We start from the raw sequence: 17,933 nt of genomic DNA on the forward strand, positions 1-17,933 counted from the left end.
ATTATCAGCTTCCATTCTGCTATAATACTTTCATTGTATTGCACGTTTCAGCGTTTTACGCGCTATGCTGTAATTAACGTACAGTAATTAAATTTCTATCTCTTAATGCTTTTACACTTTGCTCCCAACCACCTCCGGCGCCCCACATATAATAAGAAAAATATGTAGTTGTGTTTTGAAACAATGGTGTCCATGGTTGAAATTCTGCATAATAATAGTGAGATCCCGGATTAACCGGATGGTTCATCCACATGTGTAAAAAAATGGGTTGCTTAACCGGAAATGCGCCCGCAAAAGATATATCTTCTTTAGTATCATAACCGGCATTCCAGCCTTCATTAATAAAGAATGCCCGTCCATAATATTTATCCTGCATCATTCTATACTCCTTTAATCCATCCATTTCAGGAATAATAAATTTATCTTCCGGTCCATGCACTTTGCCAATTTCAAGTATAGGCTGTGGCCCTAACATACTTAATTCTGCATTCTTCATACTCAATGCAAACCGTATTTCCAGTAATGGCGAATTACCATATAATGTAAATATTTTTTCTATTACATTGCCATAATAGGAAGCTTTCATTTTTACCTGCACATACGCTCCTTCTTTCTTTACCACTTCTGCATCGTACACTTTATGCGTTTCTATACTTGGTTGTCCCAGAAAATCTTCAAATCCGCCATAGGGATAAAATTCCCTGTTTCTGTAGGGTCGCCTGTCATCAACAGGCTTTTCCGGCCAGAGCTTAAACAGAAGGTTATCGTTTTTTGATTTAACAATGTATTCAATAACACGAGCGCCTGTGGTAAGCAATGTCACTCTAACATGGTCGTTTTCCATGTTATATTCACTAATGCCGTCATTATTCAAATCAACTTCATTTGCTTTTGCTGCACCATTTGAAGATTCTATACCTAACTGCGTTGCTTCGGTAACGCCAAGTGCAGAAACATTCACTGTATAACTTCCCGGAGGCAGTTTCAAATCCAGCTCCCATGTTTTATAAGTACTAACAGGAACAGTAAGTGTTTGTTCTTTTTCAAAAACAATATTGCTGCTGTTATTTTTTTCTGCAACCGCTACTTTTACAGCAACAGCATCTTTAGCAGAAAAATTATATACGCTTATAGGATAAGTAACACCCGAACTGCTCCCATATAATAATTCATGCACAGATATAGCGGGAGGCGGCTCCATTAAAGCTACCGTTAATTTTGATTTCCCACCCCAGTTATACTCAAAATAAATAGCATTGGGTCTGCCTAATGCTTTCGTTGAAGGTTCAATATCAAATACAAGCTCTTTAGTATTGCCCGCAGTAATATTTACAGGCGTTGTGCTATCACCCCGTAAACTTAATTGTTTGGGAAGACGTACAGTTAGATTGCCATCTATATTTTTTAATCCGGTATTGATTATTGTTATATACGCCTTGTTGCCTTTTGTAAATGCATTTATATTTACCCGGTCATTAAAATACGTTTCAAGATAAATTCTGTCGAGTAGTAATAGCTGTAATGCATTGCGATACAATGCAGGTCCCATCATTTTACCTTCTTCCAAAACAGCTACTTCTCTTTTATTGATTATAGCATTCCACAATGCAGCTTTGGTAAAAGGTTCGTTTTTTTTATTAAAAACCACCATGCTGGTGGTGGCGCCATTAATAAGCGAACCGGTACTGGCAATAAAGGGTTTGTTATCATTATTTATTTGGTCAATATTGCCGGCATGAGCAATATAACCATCATACTGTAAATCTTTAGCCTCGGGGTTGTAAACAGGTGTGAACACGTATCCTTTCTTTTCTTTAGCATATTTTATCCATGCGTCTGGGGTAAACATACTTTGCACCTGTAATTCATCGTAATTTTCACAACCATATATGGGTGAAAAACCTACATCTGTTACTACAGGTAAGTTAACCTCACTTACCCAGTTTTCAATTTCCTTTTGTGCCAAAAATTCCATATATCCGTCAAAAACAAACCAGGAGTTACCTTCGTTCATTCCTTTACCTATTAATTCAATAGGTGTTCCGGGTGTGCAGGTCACACTTTTAATAAGTGTTTGTGCACCAAACCAACCTTTTTTTAAATCATACTCAGCTAAAATCTTTTCTGTATTGCTTACCATTAATTTAAAGTTGTCCAGGTATTTTTTTTCTTTCGAAGCAACTACATACAGCTTTTTTTTACTGTTACTCAGTATAAAAGCATGTACACGAGTAAAATCTTCTGCTTGCGCCTGATAGCTTGACAGCGCTTCTGCAAACGATTGCGGATTATAATTTCCCAGCAATTTCTTACCTGTTTCAGTTTCACTATCTACTATTACAAATATGTTTTTCTCGCTTTTAATAGCTGCGTTTAATGATGCTGCTGAAGGATTTTCAATTAACTCGTATGCTGTATTAAACAGTCCGTTTAAAAATCCCTCCTGCATTTGTAAACCCGGAATACCTAAATCTTCTGCTACGCTAACCTTTGCTTTAAGAATTGATTTATCAAGTTCTCTGACATTTATCCTGAAAAGATTACCATAACTGATCCTGTTTTCATACAGGTTTTGCCAGTACTCTGTAAACCCATTAAACTGAAATTTGCTGTTAACAGGTTGCATAATGTCTTCACCTTTGGTTTGGGCAAAGCTTTCTAATGAAGATTTGTTCGAACAACCTGTAGCCAGGAGACTTAACATTATGATTGGCAGTAATTTTAGCATAACATAAAAATAATTAGAGCTTATACGTTTGATTCAATTGAAAATAATGCATAACCCTTAGCAAGTACTTATTTCGCTTCCTTATTTCGCTTCTTCAACATGCTTTTTAAACCTTTCTACACTCGTGCTGTTTTCTGCCAGAAAGGTTACGCCCTCTTTCTGCATAATTGTAAGTGCTTTATTGTATAAGCCTGACTCCCGGGCTTCTACAGGATTGCGCATGCATTTTAAGTAATATACAGGTAATGCCGATAAGGCTACTCTTGATGAAATCTCCTGATTATCTGCAACTTTTCCAGCTTCATCAAACAGATAAAGCGCTTTGCTTACAAATTCATCTGTAAACATTATATCATTGGGTTTAATACCAATTTTCATATGTGTATCGGGTTTCACCAAACTCTGTGTTAAATCAAAATATTGCTTAACATATACGCCCGATCTTCCATAATATCCATATATAAAATCTGCTATCACCTTGTTTGTACTGGTATCAGGATTCCATAGTAGTTTAGCAATAAGATATGCTTTTAGCTCAGAGAACTCCCTACCACGGCTTTGATAGGCTGCCTGCTCCATAATACCAATACTTTTATTTTTTTTAAAAGTTTTAATATTGGGCTGCAATACCGCAAAGTTGGGATAGGGCATTACATAATGAGCAAAATTTACTACGTAATCCCATATGTATAATTGCGGAGAAATACTTGCCCATGTTTTCATGTCATCCAAAAGGATTTATTGCGTTCACATGATTTTAAATCGTGCGCTACGCAAGCTTCAATAGGGCATAGCCTAACTACTACATTCTTCCTTGGCTTTATATTCCTGGGAGGGGTACGCGTATATCGATAAGCTAAGGTACCAATATATTTATCTGGAAAATCTTTTTATATTGCTTCTGCCACCTGGTTAACAAACCATATCATGAGACCTGATTCTTCTCCTTCTTTTTTAACAATGGCCTGACATTTGTCGCACTCACAGGGATTGTAATAGTCATTTTGAGAAACATCATATATCAGATGTTCTGGATAAACGCGAATCTTATCTTTGATACGCTTCGTAACAATTTTTAAAACATTTTTATTACTTAAACATAGCTGAGCTAATTCCTTTCTGTTATTTTTATTTACCTGGTGCACTCTTTTACCATTAATAAGACTATAGTATTCCGGATGTTTATCAAAAAATTCAGCAGGGGGCATTAATGGGTAAAAGGTATGCACAGCCCAAAACCCTTCAACGCCTCCGGGTTGTTGAACAAAATTCATTCTGCCGTTCATTTTGTTTCTTGCGGCCCAAGTTGGATCGAAAGCTTCAAAATAGAAATCATTTCTTACTTGTATTCCGGGAGCACTTTTATAATTATACTGACCAAAAATTAGTTTATTCTTTTTAGGTATTACTTTAATCTGTGGCGCAAGTCTATATGTTCATGGCGATTACTACGGCTCTCCGCAATACTAACGATAATGACATCGCGAAGATGAAATACAACCAGGTTTGTTTACTTTTAAATCCGGGTATTTAATTCTCTTGCCTACTTGAAAGCCTCATGTTTGGGATCGCCGCCGGATCGCAGGTACGCCATCAGGCTTCTCAATTCATCCGCATTGAGTGAATTAATCAGTCCGGGTGGCATTTGCGAAACAGAAACCGGTTCGATAGATGCTACCTCGGAAGAGGGCACAATATCCGGCGCCCGGTTAGGATCCCGGCTGTATACCTTAATGAAAGCTTCCTCTTTTACCAATAGTCCTTCCAGGCTACGACCGCTTTTCAATGTAACGCGGGAGCTTCCGTACAAATCAGCAATGGTTTCACTGGGATGAATAATATCTTCCAATATTTTTTGAATAGAAAAACGATTCCCCACAGCGCCCAGGTCTGGCCCTATATTACCTCCCAACCCATCGAAACGATGGCAGGATGCACAACCTATGGCAAAGAAGGCATTGCGTCCCTGCTCAAAGCTTTTTGTTCCCGAAGGCTTATTCACCGCCTGCAAAGCATTGTCCACTGTCCAGTTCTTTCCCGGGCCTTTCACCGGCTTTATTTCAAAGGGTGGTGCTTTTGCAATAGGCTTTGAAATAACATCACCCAGTGCAATACGATCTGCTTCCGAAACGCCCAGTAATGCTTCGTTGCGCATACGCTCTAAAAATCCCCAATAGCTTTCACCACCCATAGCATCTGCTGCGTTATTGATCATACTGAAATAAGTTTTTCGCTGATCAATCGTCCAACCCTCTTTTAAATCTCTCAGCATGAACAGGTATTCGAGCTTATTCGCCGGGGGTGGATTATCAAGCATTTGTTGAACAGTGCCACCATAACTGTTATTTCGCTTAACGGTTGTTCCCCAGTCGGGCGCTGGCGGGGTCTTACTGTTTCGTATCAAATCCAGTGCCGTTGCAATTATACGGGCGTCTTTCAGATAAATCAATACCCGTACTAACTCTACATTTACCCTTTCATCTTCATCGGGCAAAAACTTCACTAACCGGTCAGCGATTTTTTGACATATAGCCTGATCTGGTTTTCCCAGTCGCATAAAACTCAGTGATAATGCGCGCAGATAGCCCAGTTTTTTCAAATTATCCAGGCTGGTGAAGTCTAATTTTTCCAGGAGGGTTAAAGCATCATCCAGGTTAGTTGAATTTCCGGCGCGTGCCAATGCAACCGTGCTGGTAATAACAGCCTGAGGCCGTGCTTCAGCTTTTGCACGTGATATCCAGCCCGATACTGGTTGAAACTCAATGGCAACACGTGCTGCATTCCTGATAAACCGGTCTTCATCTGCAAGATAGGGCCAAGCCGCAGAAACCGCCCCGGCATCACGGCGCCCGTGGAACGCTTCGAGGCGGTGCCTGATCTTCCGGAACGCAAGTCCTTCCTGATCTTCCCTGTATTGTACCGGCTCAGTAGACGCTTCACCGGTATAGGTTACACGGTATAATTTGGTGTCATTACTCCACCCGCCGGTAATAAAATACATCGCTCCGTCTTTTCCAATCACGGCATCAACAACAGCTAAAGGATGTCCCGATAAAAATTCTTCTGCCGTAGCAGTATAACTTGCTCCTTTCGGTTTCAGATGGAAAGCATAAATAGTGCCGTAGGTCCAGTCTAAAGCAAACAATGCTTTCTGGTATTTTTCCGGGAACCGGGCTCCTGTTCCAAACAATACCCCGGTGGGGGAGGCTGGTCCTACATCTAATAAAGAGGGATGGCTGTCTTCGTAAAAATCCTTCCATTTTCCGCTTCCGCTGCGCCAGCCGTAATCACTGCCGCTCACCACATGCAGGATCCTGGTAGGACGGTACCAGGGCATTCCCATGTCCCATTCCATATCCGAGTCAAAAGTAAACAGCTCTCCATTAGGATAAACAGCCATATCGTAGGTGTTACGATAACCCACACTCAGGATATCCCAGTTGTGTGCATCGCCGTCTATCCGGGCAACATATCCACCGGGTGCTAAGATACCCATCGCATGACCTCTGGCATCCCACTGCCGGGTAAGTAAAATATCTTCTTTCCAATTGAGTACACGACTGGTATATTTTTCAGGCAGCGGGGTATGATTTCCATTCACTACAAAAAGGCCGCTGCCATCGGGTGTCGGCACTAAAGCATGGTTACCATGATCACTGGAACTTTGAGGCCCGCCCATAAATTTCATTTCATCTAAAATACCATCATTTTGGCTTGATGACATACGAAACAAACCACTTCCGTTTACATTAGCGTATAAACTTTTTTTAAACCAGGCAAGTCCCTGGGCGCCTGTAGCAGGCAGCACCATTTTGGAAACCTGCACTTTCGGTTTTCCGTCTTCGTTTTGCTGTACATCAATCCGGTACATTCCCTGCTGATATTCATCAGAAGCAACCATGCTACCCTGTTCATCTATAGCCAGGCTAACCCAGGTTCCCTGTGACTTCCGGGGAACTTCATATAATAATTCCGCTTTAAAACCCGGTAAAATACGAAGATCACCGGATGGCGCCTCATTCAACTTATCCATAGCCAATTCCGTTGTCGAATTATCCTTTGTCTGGTTCTGCTCCTTATTCTGACTGCAGCTAAAAAGAAACACCACAAGAAATATTGTTGGTATTACAGAAGACCATCCGTTTTTTCTAAGAATGGAAAAGAATGTCTTTGCACTTGCGTATATCATATCATTTATTGATTATTCGGTTATAGTAATGCTGTTAAATATTGAACCTGTTTGCAAAATATAATGTTGCGGTAATCAATTGTATTCCTGTATTTGAGCTAAGGACTTAAATCTCTAAACCGGGCATCTTTGAATTCTACTTTCATGGGTGGACCCTGGTGCAGTTGAAATCCAAACAATCCTTTCTTCATTCGATCCTTTGCTCTGTCTTCCACCATAGACACCAGGTGTCCGTTTAGTTTTTGAACAATCAGTGTGCCTTTTACAATCAGTTCATATTCATTCCATGCATTGTCTTTTACATATTCTTTGATGGATTGGTCTTTAGTAAAGAAGGGAAAAGAAAGTACACTATCTATTTCCGAAATGCGAACCATCTGTCCCTGTGCAGCCAATATCTTATGATGCCTGTTGATAAAATTTTCATACACTATCCCGGTATAGGTATTTTGTCCGTCAATATCTGCCTGGTAGCCGAGCAAATTATCATAGCCATCGGGCCCCTGTTCACACCGGTAATAAATACCGCTATTTCCTTTGGAAGAAATGCGAAAGGAGATGTTTAGGATGAAATCTTCTACTTCCCGGTTCCAGACCAGGAAAGCGCTTTGTTTGACCGGATTGTTTTGGGTAGTTTCACCTGTCAGTAAACCATTTTCCCAGCGCCAGTGATCCGGCGATCCCTTCCACTGGTTTTGGTATACTTCGCTGAAAATGTATTCGGCGTCAACACCTGACGGATCATTATCCTTCCGGTTACAAGCCCCCATTAAAAAAAGAAAACCTACAGATATAAGTAAAGTATGTTTCATTTTAATTTGTTTGTCGCGGTTGCTGCCCGGCTTCAGCCCTCCATCATCCTTCCATTTATTTATGCATATAGTTACAGGTACTAAGCGTTTGCGTTTCGAAAGGCTTAGTAGCATGGAGTGGAAAATAACTCATATATCTATCGGGTTAATCACTGCTCTTAGCGTTAGCGGAAAATGAATTTTTATTTATAAACATCCTTATAAGTGCCGGATTGATATTCGGAACGGCCATAATAAGAAGTATTGTAACAAATGCTGCTGTCAACATTTGTTACAATACAAAGTAATGCGTAATCTATATTGGGCATTAATACAAACGAAGCCTGATAAACAGGAATATGCGATGTACAGCTATTCTTACTAAAACGTGACCATCAGGGTGTATTTCAAATTGTCGCATTACTTTGCTTCATGTGGGCGGTGTCTTCACCGCCCACGACAATTTGAAATGCATCCCATCATCGTTGCTCAATACCATTTACTAATTATACCCGGGGTTTTGTACCAACTTTGGATTCTTATTCATTTCATCCCTCGATATTGGCAAAAAATATGCCTTATCCTCCCACTTTCCAGTCGTTATTTCTACCGGGGTAATAATTGGAATAGTGGCAGTTGTACGATCGGGATTTAGCTTGTAAACAACATCAACTCCATGCATTGGGTGATACGCTTCGGGGCCTATCATCCAACGGCGTACATCGAAAAACCGATGATCCTCAAACACCAATTCAATACGCCTTTCATTTTGATAGCGTTCTTTTAACGCATCGCCAGATTCTGTAACATCAGGCATGGCCGCTTTTTTTCTTATCATGTTAATATAAGTACGGGCCTCAACATCCTCACCCAATCCAATACATGCTTCAGCATAATTAAGGATTATTTCGCTATACCGGATATAGCGCCACGTTAAATCATCCTGGTGATTTACATACATATCGGTTCTGCGGTTGATATACTTGAGCATGGACGTGCCGGCGTTATTATAGCCCCCTCCATAAACAGCACTGTTCCGGCTATCCAATCCATACACATAAGTAACTTTACCTGCTTCAGCATCCCACTTTTCCCATGTGCCAACCTGCAAAACACCAACAGGATCAATTCCCTGTAAGTTGGCAGGACGTGGTCTGAACTTCGCGCCCTCATATAGTATTGTAGCGTAAAAACGTGGATCCCTGTTCTTGTAGGGCTCTATATTCTGAGCAGGATTGGCCCGGGAGAATACAGTACCGTCAGACATTTCATAAGCGTCTACCAGTTCACTGGTAGGTCCATTTGTTTCTATCCCGCCAAATCCATTGGGGAACACACCCCAAAAATCAGCACCCTGATTTACGGAGGCACTGAAGTAACGTATGAAAATGTCTTCCTCGCTTTGTTTTGAGGTAAAGAGTTCCTCGTAATTTTTTGTGGCTTCTTCGGCAGATGCGGGATTGGGCTGGTATAAGCCATATATGCCAAGATCAATCACAGCTTTAGCCGCATCTTTGGCAGCCTGCCAGCGTTGGTCTCTGTTGCCGTCAACATAGCCAAGCAGTTCAGGATTGGAAAAACCGGGGAATGCCGTGTTGTAAAGATCACTGGCTGCATGAAGCAGTATTCTCGATTTAAGTGCCAAAGCGGCACCCTTGGTTGCTCTTCCTTTGTTTTCACCCGTATTTTCCAGGGGCAATAACGCCGCCGCCTTATCGCATTCATCGGAAATAAACTGAACACACTCAGCAAAGCTGTTTCGGGGCGCCGTGAAATCATCTGTTAAAGTATAAGATTTTGTAATTAGCGGCACTCCGCCAAAATATTTGATCAGCAAATGATAGTACCAGGCTCTTAAAAAAGTAGCTTCCCCTTTCAATCTATCCTTTAATGTAACGCCATCAATTAATGCCTGATCGTCTCCTAACTTGTCTATATTTTCCAGGAATACATTACAATCCCTGATGGCCCTGTACCTTCCGTTCCAGTCGCCCCAGCCCGCATTATCAGGCGTCATCAGCATATTGCTCATGTTATAGTCATTACCACCATCGTAGCACCGGGCCTCATCTACACTTAAGGAAGTCCAGCTGAACGACCATGGATTCTGAGTGTAAATACTATTCATATTTAGCTGTATGAGATTGGCATCAGACCATACATCCGACTCTGCAAATTGTGTGGAAGGTTTTGTATCAAGAAAACTTTTATTACACGATAATAGCAGCGTGAAGGTGAACCCAAGAAATATATATAATAAGTTTGAATTTTTATAATTCATATACTTTGATTTTAGAATGTCACTGTCAATCCAATATTGGTTGTTTTGTTTAACGGATAAACCTGGCTGTTTACCCAAATAGAGCCTGGAGCATCATCCGGTGATTCAGGATCGAAATCCTTCATCTTTGTAAAAGTCAGGAAGTTGAGGGCGCTTACATAAACCCTTAAAGACTGTATGCCTATTTTTTCAGTGTACCCGGATGGCAGGCTATAGCCAATTTCAAAATTTTTCAGCCTTAAATAATCACTGCTTCTAACGAAGTAGGTATTATTAGGCTCTCCATCGGTCATCCAGTATGCACCACCCCGTTCCCATGCTCTTGGATTTTCAGCACTTGGATTGTCGGGTGTCCAGCGGTCTTTCACCAGGTTATACATAAAATTTCCTACGCCTGGACCTCCTGAAAAAGTTCTGTACGATCTTTCGGCGCCTGCTGCTCCCTGGAAAAGTATGGTTGCATAAAAACGCTTATATTCCAAATCTATAGTAAACCCTCCGGTAAATGTTGGTATGGTGGTTTTGTTGCTTCTTACCCGATCCAGTCCATCAATCTTTCCATCATCATTTACATCTTTAAATATAATATCGCCTGGCCGGGCGCCATTCCAATGAGGGTACTTATCTATTGCCGCCGCATCTATAAATACGCCTATTGCCTGGTAATACAATCTTGCGTTCATCTGGTTGCCGGTAGATTTTTGATATTCAGGATTACCTGGCGTTTCATCCCAGAATTTAATATGATTTTTTGAATAAGCGCCATTAACAGATACCTGATAACTCAGATCGCCAGTGTTATCAAGGTATGAGACCTGAAACTCAAAGCCTTTATTAACCACTTTACCAATATTTTCCCGTGGCAGGTTCAGCCCCGCAGAGCCCGGCACAGAAGCATTTCTGTATGCCAGGATGTTTGTACGCAGGTTATTGAAATAATCAGCACTAATCGTTAATTTATTATTGAGCAGTTGGGCATCGAATCCAATATTAGATTGATTGGCTATTTCCCAGGTAACTCCTTCATTTGGAATACGCAATGCGCGCAGCGCCTGTTCTGAAACGCTTTCGTTAAATACATAGCTGCCATTGTAACCATAAGTTGTAAGGTATTGATAGGGGGCTATCCGGTCGTTACCTGTTTTTCCCCAGGAACCCCGTATTTTCATTTCATTGATAAAAGAGATATTATCTTTCCAGAAATTTTCTTTAGAAATTCTATATCCTAAAGAAATACCTGGAAAAAATCCAAATTGTTTACCAACCGGGTCGAAAATATAGGAGCCATCATACCTCCAAACAAATTCAGCGAGGTATTTTGAATCGTAGGCATAACTTACCCTTCCAAAATAATTTAACCTGCGGACTACACTTGATGATCCGCCATTGTCTTTTAATGCATTACTTCCCAGGTCCAGTTCATCAAGAATCTCACTCGTATAAGATCTTCTGAAAGCCCAAAAGTTCATATTATCGCCAGCGATACGTTCTGTAGCAAAAAGCGCTTTAACATCATGTTTATTAAAAGTACGGTCATAATTGAGCAGCGCATTGAGGGTTATATTAGAGCTGTTATCCATCCACTGACGCAACCGGGGATCCGTATTTCCTTTTTTGGAAGGTAAAAGAAGCGGCTGGCCGCTGTCATCGTAAGTTTGTTTATCCCAGGTATATAAATAAATACCATGGCTTTCTGAATTGCTTAGCGCTCAGGAAATTCTTATCTACTGCGGCATTGGCCGTTAGGGATAACCCGCTTACCCAGGGAATTGTAACGAGGAGCTTCATGTTACTCTGCAAAACATAATTTCTTGGTTTGGTATATCCGGTTGCATCAGTAACCAACACTACCGGGTTGGCGCCATACTCAATATCCGGTCCGGGTAATCCATTAGGCCACCTTGCAGGCCAGGTAGGAAAAGACCTGTTCAAAGCCCAGAAAATATTTTGCGCCCCATCGGCGCTGCCACCGTTAGATCCGCCGCCCGGATAGTTCCTGTTTTCCTGGCGCCCCACTATATCAAAACTTAAACGGATGGCGTTACTTACCTTTGCATCTATATTACTTTGAAAATTAGTTTGGGAATAATTTACAGCGCTGTTGCGATAAATCCCATCCGTAAAATTGTTTCCTAAAGAAATAAAATATTTAATTGCTTCCGCGCCTCCGGACAGTGTCAGGTTTCCATAACGTTGTGGTGAATTTTTCTTTATTGTTTCTTTAAACCAATCCGTGTTAGGATACAGCCAGGGATCGGAACCATCCTTATATTTTTGAATGTCCTCTTCTGAATAGGGCAATGGGGCGGCAGGATGATAGGTAGCGGAAATTTCATTTTGTATTTGTGCGTAAAGTGGCGCATCCACCATCTTTGGCAAAACGGTTGGCGTATTCCATCCCTGGTTCAGGGAAAGTTGAAGAGTAGGCTTTCCCGATGCACCGCGCTTAGTGGTAACAAGAATAACGCCATTGGCAGTCTGTGCTCCATAAATTGCAGCAGACGCGTCTTTTAAGACGGTTACAGATTCAATGGTAGCAGGATCCAGCCTTTCCAAACTCCGGCCCGCAATACCATCAACTACAACAAGCGGGGAATTATCACCGAGTGTGTTCGCGCCGCGTATCCTTAACGTAGACCCATCATTACCGGGCTCGCCTGTTCTGGTGATAGCCACCAACCCCGGTAGCCGGCCTGCTAATGAATTTGAAAAATTACCTGCCGGTGATTTTGCAAGTTCACTGCCTTTAACAGATGCTACCGATCCTGTTAGCGTTGCTTTTTTACGGGTTCCATATCCAACCACCACTACTTCATTCAACCCCGAATCTGCTATTTTTAATACAATATTGTTTAACTGGTTTCTTCCGTTTACCGGTATTTCTATGGTTTCGTATCCTACCATACTTATTTCCAGCACAGCTTTTGCATTCACAGCAATGGAAAAAGAACCATCCGCTTCAGTAGTTACACCAGCGCTTTGACCTTTTACTTTTACAGAGGCTCCCTGCAGTGGCTCGCCGGCATCGTCTGTTACCCTGCCACGTACATCTATCTGGTTAACAAGGTCTGCCTGGCTGGGGGAAATTACCACCATGTAATTGTTCAAAATTTTATAGGCCAGGGTATTACCCAGCACTTTCTGCATGATTTCCGGTATGGTGGCATCCGTTACATGAATATTTACTTTACCAATTTTTTTGATATCATGCTGCAGATAGAAAAAGCGGTAAGCGCTTGTTTTCTGGATATTCGCGAAAACCTTTGTCGCTTCAACCTGGTCTAAATTCAGTGAAAATTTCTCCTGGCTATATCCCTTAGCGGATAGTTGCAGCAAAGGAACAAGGAGGAACAATGAAGTTATTTTCATAAACAGTAAAAACTTAAATACCTGGCGCAAAAAAATACCATGCAGCCTGTACCTGCTTTTTTTCATATATTTGAATTGAAAAGTTAATAAAGGGGAATAAGCAGACTCTACAGTCTGGCTGATTCCGCTGTTCAATACATTAGCTTTTTTGGGGAAGAGCTTCAACCTCTTCCCTTCTTTATAAATTATTTTATGGGGAACTACAATAAATCATAAGCAAGTTTTTGGGTTTATAATATGCATGTATAAGCATTACCTGATAAAAACATCGTTGCCATTTATATCATACTCAAATCCCACCATAATCTTCAATACGTGCATCGCCTCACTAAGGCTTACATTATCAAAATCTCCGGTCATAAGTAAATTCTTCATTTTCTCATTTTTAAAATGAATATGCACATTATACCAGCGTTCCATTTTCAACGCAACTATCTCAAGCGGCTCCTGGGTAAAAACCAATTTTTCTTTTACCCATACCGCTTCTTCAGGCATGGTTGTTTCCTTTTTATCGGGCTTTACAGCCTGAACTTCATAACTAAGTGGCACAGTTAGAGCATACGCACCCTCTTTTGGTATACTACTATTTCTGAGGGAAATTTTTTCATTGGGTAATAAGATCACTTTTTTCTCGGCATCTTCTTTCAGGCTAACTTCCACTTTGCCTTCCACTACCGTTGTTTCTATATCTTCCCTGGTATCGTACGCCTTTACATTAAAAACAGTACCCAATACCTTCACTGTCATCCGGCTGGTATTAACCCAAAAAGGATGTACGGCATCTTTGGTTACTTCAAAAAAGCCCTCCCCCTTTAACCATACCTCACGGTTATTATTGCCGAAGTCTTTATTATATACCAGGCTGCTGCCACTATTTAAATGAACATTGGTGCTATCCGGCAGCATTATTATTTTTCGTTCACCGCGCGGAACTACTGTTACAGAATCTTTCGTTTCAATAACTGCAGCAACGGCATGCTGTTGTTTCCCGGCAGGCTGCAACAGCCATACAGATAATAACATAAGCCCGGTTAACCCGGCGGCTGCAACCGCTGCCCTGCGTGAAAACAATTTAAATATTTTACCGGAAGGCAGTGGTGCGGTTACATTACTTATTTCAGATTCCATTACCATGCGATGGGCGGCCCGCTCCCATTTCTCATCCAGCTCCGATTCACGTATCCTTGCTTTCTTTTGCCAAACCTCCCGCAACAACTCCACCAGGTAAGGCTCAACATGCTTATCCTGCAACAGTTGTTCTAATTCAGCCAGATCATCCTGCGTTGCTTCATTACTTAATTTTTTTCCTAATAAAATATAAATCCTGGCTTCCTTCATTTTGTGTGTTATATTATGAAGGACACAATAATGAGCCCCGCCCCCTAGTAGGTAATGAAATATTTTTAGTTGCGGGCAAATGGAAAACCCGAACCTTACTCCCGCCCGCCCGACTAAACATCGTTCGGGCGGGCCCGTCCGAACCTGTCATCCTGACGGGCCCTTTTCCTCTCCACACGGTGGAGCAAGACGGCGCTTTAGAATAGCTTCAAACTTATAGTTCTTCCATTTCAACTATTGAATAAAATTGAACATTGCTGAGGCCGACAAGTAATTGATGAAAAGTGAAAAAATCCTTTGCGCTCATTGCTCCTCCCCACCCTTTGCGTGAAACAATCTGAAGCGAAATGAATTTCAGCTTTGAAGTTCTACATTCATTATTTGGATAAAAATGAAGAAGTTTTATTATAAGCGGAGAAATCAATATTAAGCGATGCGGCAATTTTCCTGACTGCCACCGCAATATGGTTTTCTACGGTACGGGGAGAAATATTCAGCACTTCTGCAACTTCTTTATAGGTAAGTCCATCCTCCTTAACAAGCTTATATACAATCCGGCACCTGGGCGGCAATTCATGAATAGACTTATTTATTAATTGCAAAAGTTCAGAAGCAACCATTAAATCTTCCGGGTTAGGCACCAGTTCACCGCATATTACATCAAGCTGGTTCAGGTCCATTATACTGGCATCACCCTGCCGGCTAACATAATTCAAGCATTGATTTTTGACAGAAACGTAGAGGTATACGCTCAGGTTGGAAATATTAGCGATAGTGGAACGCTTATTCCAGATTTTAACGAAAACGTCTCCCACTATTTCTTCCGCTACTTCTTTTACTTTCACTATAGCGGCCGCAAACTGGAAAAGCCCGGTATAATAATGACGGAACAACTGCTTAAAAGCTTGTTGATCATTAAAAAAAGCAACCTGTTCCTGTAGTGCAAATATCTCTTTTCCCGTCATTACAGATAGTTTTGGACTTATTTGGCCTGATGAAGTTATTGTTATTTTTTCTAAAAAACATAACATCATTTTTCTTATACCACCTTCTACTCACATCTTCCCCTCTGGTAATCGTTTGCGCATTTACGTAAAGCTGCACATCACCCATTCCTAAAGGACAAAAGATTTTATTCTTTTATTGAAAGAAAGCATAATATCCTACCTTCCAATCACCGGAAACTGGGAAATCCGCAACCGGGTGGCGCCATAAGGTATTAAAATAATTTCTTCTTCTTCTTTTGCCGTCTCCAACTGGTAAGTGACGCTGTATGGAACAGGCCCCGTCATTTCATTGTACAATTGCCACGATGGAATGCGCCTGGCTTTGGTTTTTATGGAAACGGGCACACTGCCCGCATTCCAGGGAAAGTTTGCAATTGCTTTCTCTTTCTCAAACACATAATGTTCATCCAGCTTATTATCTGCTATGTCATTTAGTCCGTAATTCCATGGCGTGGTGGGCCGCACTTCAAAATAACTGTTTCCATAGGCTACCGGATCTTTGTCATTTTTAACCTCCTTCACTTCTTCACCGATTTTTAATGCGTATACAATCGGCCCGCGTTCAATGGAAACCGAATTTTCATGCCAGGTGTTTTTAAAGATATGCATCGGCAGCGCTAATTCAACCCTGTCACCCGATTTCCATTCACGGTTAATTTTAATAACCTGGTTTCCCACGGCTTCCTGCCAAATTTTATCATTGATCTTTATGACAGCTTTTTTGCACCATGCGGGTATACGCAGGTGAAAAGGAAAAGTAACCGGTTTATTTTTGTTATCCACCTGTAAAGTAAATTTTACAGACTCCCCGAACGGGTAATCGGTTTCTTCATTGAATGATATGGCTGTTCCTCCTGCAACAATGGCCTTTACTGAACTTGGTGAATAAATCAGCGCTGCAAGTCCTCCATCGGGCGTTGCATACCACAGGTTTTGGGTGAATTTTGGCCAGCCCTGGTGCATATTCGATGTACAGCAGGGATATCCCGTGAGCAAACCATAGCATACATCTGTTCCGCCATGGTTAACATCAAAATTACGGATATGCCTTGTTATCATTACCTGGTTAGCCTGCTGAAAATACTGCCTGCTCATAAAATCATCCGATACCTGGGTGGGCAAAGCATTAAAGGCTATTTTCTCCAGGTGATCTGCATAACGCACCTCCCCGGTAATGCCGAGTATTTTTTCAAGACTGAACATCATTTCAACAGCAGAACATAATTCTGAGCCCTGTGTTGGATTATTTCCATGCAAAGCTTCGTCGCCGCCATAAAGTCCGTGTGCCATCCCGTTGTATTTCCGGATATCTTCAAAACCTTTCTCCGTTGCATCTAAGTATTTTTGTTCAGGATGATGCTGGTAATAAATGATGGGCTCTTTTATTCCCTGGGCAAGGTTTACACAATGAATGCTTCCCGGATTGGAAAGCATATCGGTATGTAAAAATGCATTTGTATAATCAAAGGTCTGCCTGTGAAGCAGATCGCCCAATTCAAGCAGAAATTTGTCGCCTGTTATATTATAAAGCCAGTAAACAATCATTAAATTATCACCTCCCCGGTAACGTGCCCAAAAAGTCCAGTGATCAAGCGGTTTTTGGGGAAGTTCTTTCAATTGGTATTTAAAATAGTTCGTCATGAGTGTAATCACTCTTTGATCATGAGTTGCACTATAATACTGCTTCAAAATTTTAAGCATTACCATTTTTGGCCACCAGTCACGGCTATTGTCTCTTTGAAGGCCCGGCTCAGCGCTATAGTCTTTAGCAGGCCCAAAATATCCATCTGGCTGCTGACTGTTTATAGCCCACTCAATCCAGGGCTTTGTTTTTGCGATCAGCGCCTTATCACCCAAAATATAGGCAAGCGGCAAAAGTCCGTCTATCCAGTATGGGCCGCGCTCCCATTGATCTCCGTCACCACCCAGCCAGCCATTCCTGTGGTTCATTACCAGCGGATAAAGGGTATCCAGGTTTCCTGTTGCGCCATTTTTTTGCCTGGTCAGCATCTCTTTTAACCATCCCTGCGGTTTAATGGCTCCCAATGCAAGTTCTGTATATGGGTTTTGCCGGAGTGGCGCACGGCTATGAGTATAATCTCCGGAACTATTTTTCTTGTTTAGCTGCCCAAAAGCATGAAGCATGAAACTTATAAAAAGAAATGGCAGTAATATTTTTTTCATATGCTGTTTTAAAAGGCTTTAAATAATTAATTTGGGTTAGCATCTT

10 protein-coding genes and 1 pseudogene are annotated in these 17,933 nt (G+C 41.4%); all 11 read right to left on the bottom strand.

All coding sequences use genetic code 11. The features are described 5' to 3' along the window. Window positions 1–73 precede the first annotated feature (73 nt). Window positions 74–2,704, bottom strand: coding sequence for a COG1470 family protein (locus VL121_RS18510; protein ID WP_325408093.1), 2,631 nt, complete (start codon window positions 2,702–2,704; stop codon window positions 74–76). Window positions 2,705–2,809: 105 nt separating this feature from the next. Beyond that, window positions 2,810–3,451 carry a DUF4838 domain-containing protein gene (locus tag VL121_RS18515; protein WP_325408094.1) on the bottom strand — a complete coding sequence of 214 codons (642 nt, stop codon included), beginning with the start codon at window positions 3,449–3,451 and terminating at the stop codon, window positions 2,810–2,812. After that, a pseudogene (locus VL121_RS18520) lies at window positions 3,448–4,143 on the bottom strand (DUF4838 domain-containing protein). The gene VL121_RS18515 and the pseudogene VL121_RS18520 overlap by 4 nt, the downstream one beginning before the upstream one ends. A gap of 128 nt (window positions 4,144–4,271) precedes the next feature. Next, window positions 4,272–6,917 (bottom strand): hypothetical protein, encoded by a 2,646-nt coding sequence (locus VL121_RS18525; RefSeq protein ID WP_325408095.1) that lies wholly within the window; start codon window positions 6,915–6,917, stop codon window positions 4,272–4,274. Between the two features lie 98 nt (window positions 6,918–7,015). After that, on the bottom strand, window positions 7,016–7,843 hold the full coding sequence (locus VL121_RS18530) for a 3-keto-disaccharide hydrolase (protein WP_325408096.1): 828 nt from the start codon (window positions 7,841–7,843) through the stop codon (window positions 7,016–7,018). Window positions 7,844–8,210: 367 nt separating this feature from the next. After that, window positions 8,211–9,989: a RagB/SusD family nutrient uptake outer membrane protein gene (locus tag VL121_RS18535; RefSeq protein WP_325408097.1), complete on the bottom strand. Its 1,779-nt coding sequence runs from the start codon at window positions 9,987–9,989 to the stop codon at window positions 8,211–8,213. 11 nt (window positions 9,990–10,000) lie between these two features. Continuing rightward, a complete protein-coding gene (locus VL121_RS18540) occupies window positions 10,001–11,581 on the bottom strand; it encodes a SusC/RagA family TonB-linked outer membrane protein (RefSeq protein WP_325408098.1) in 1,581 nt (526 codons plus the stop codon). 67 nt (window positions 11,582–11,648) lie between these two features. Then, window positions 11,649–13,424, bottom strand: coding sequence for a SusC/RagA family TonB-linked outer membrane protein (locus tag VL121_RS18545; protein ID WP_325408099.1), 1,776 nt, complete (start codon window positions 13,422–13,424; stop codon window positions 11,649–11,651). A 186-nt stretch (window positions 13,425–13,610) separates the two neighbouring features. Beyond that, window positions 13,611–14,696: a FecR family protein gene (locus VL121_RS18550; protein WP_325408100.1), complete on the bottom strand. Its 1,086-nt coding sequence runs from the start codon at window positions 14,694–14,696 to the stop codon at window positions 13,611–13,613. A gap of 377 nt (window positions 14,697–15,073) precedes the next feature. Beyond that, on the bottom strand, window positions 15,074–15,661 hold the full coding sequence (locus VL121_RS18555; RefSeq protein ID WP_325408101.1) for an RNA polymerase sigma-70 factor: 588 nt from the start codon (window positions 15,659–15,661) through the stop codon (window positions 15,074–15,076). A 198-nt stretch (window positions 15,662–15,859) separates the two neighbouring features. Next, entirely contained in the window at window positions 15,860–17,887 is a 2,028-nt protein-coding gene (locus VL121_RS18560; protein ID WP_325408102.1) for a beta-L-arabinofuranosidase domain-containing protein, read from the bottom strand. Between the last annotated feature and the right edge of the window lie 46 nt (window positions 17,888–17,933).

Origin of the sequence: Agriterribacter sp. (assembly GCF_035497235.1) — a bacterium.
Taxonomy (GTDB): domain Bacteria; phylum Bacteroidota; class Bacteroidia; order Chitinophagales; family Chitinophagaceae; genus Agriterribacter.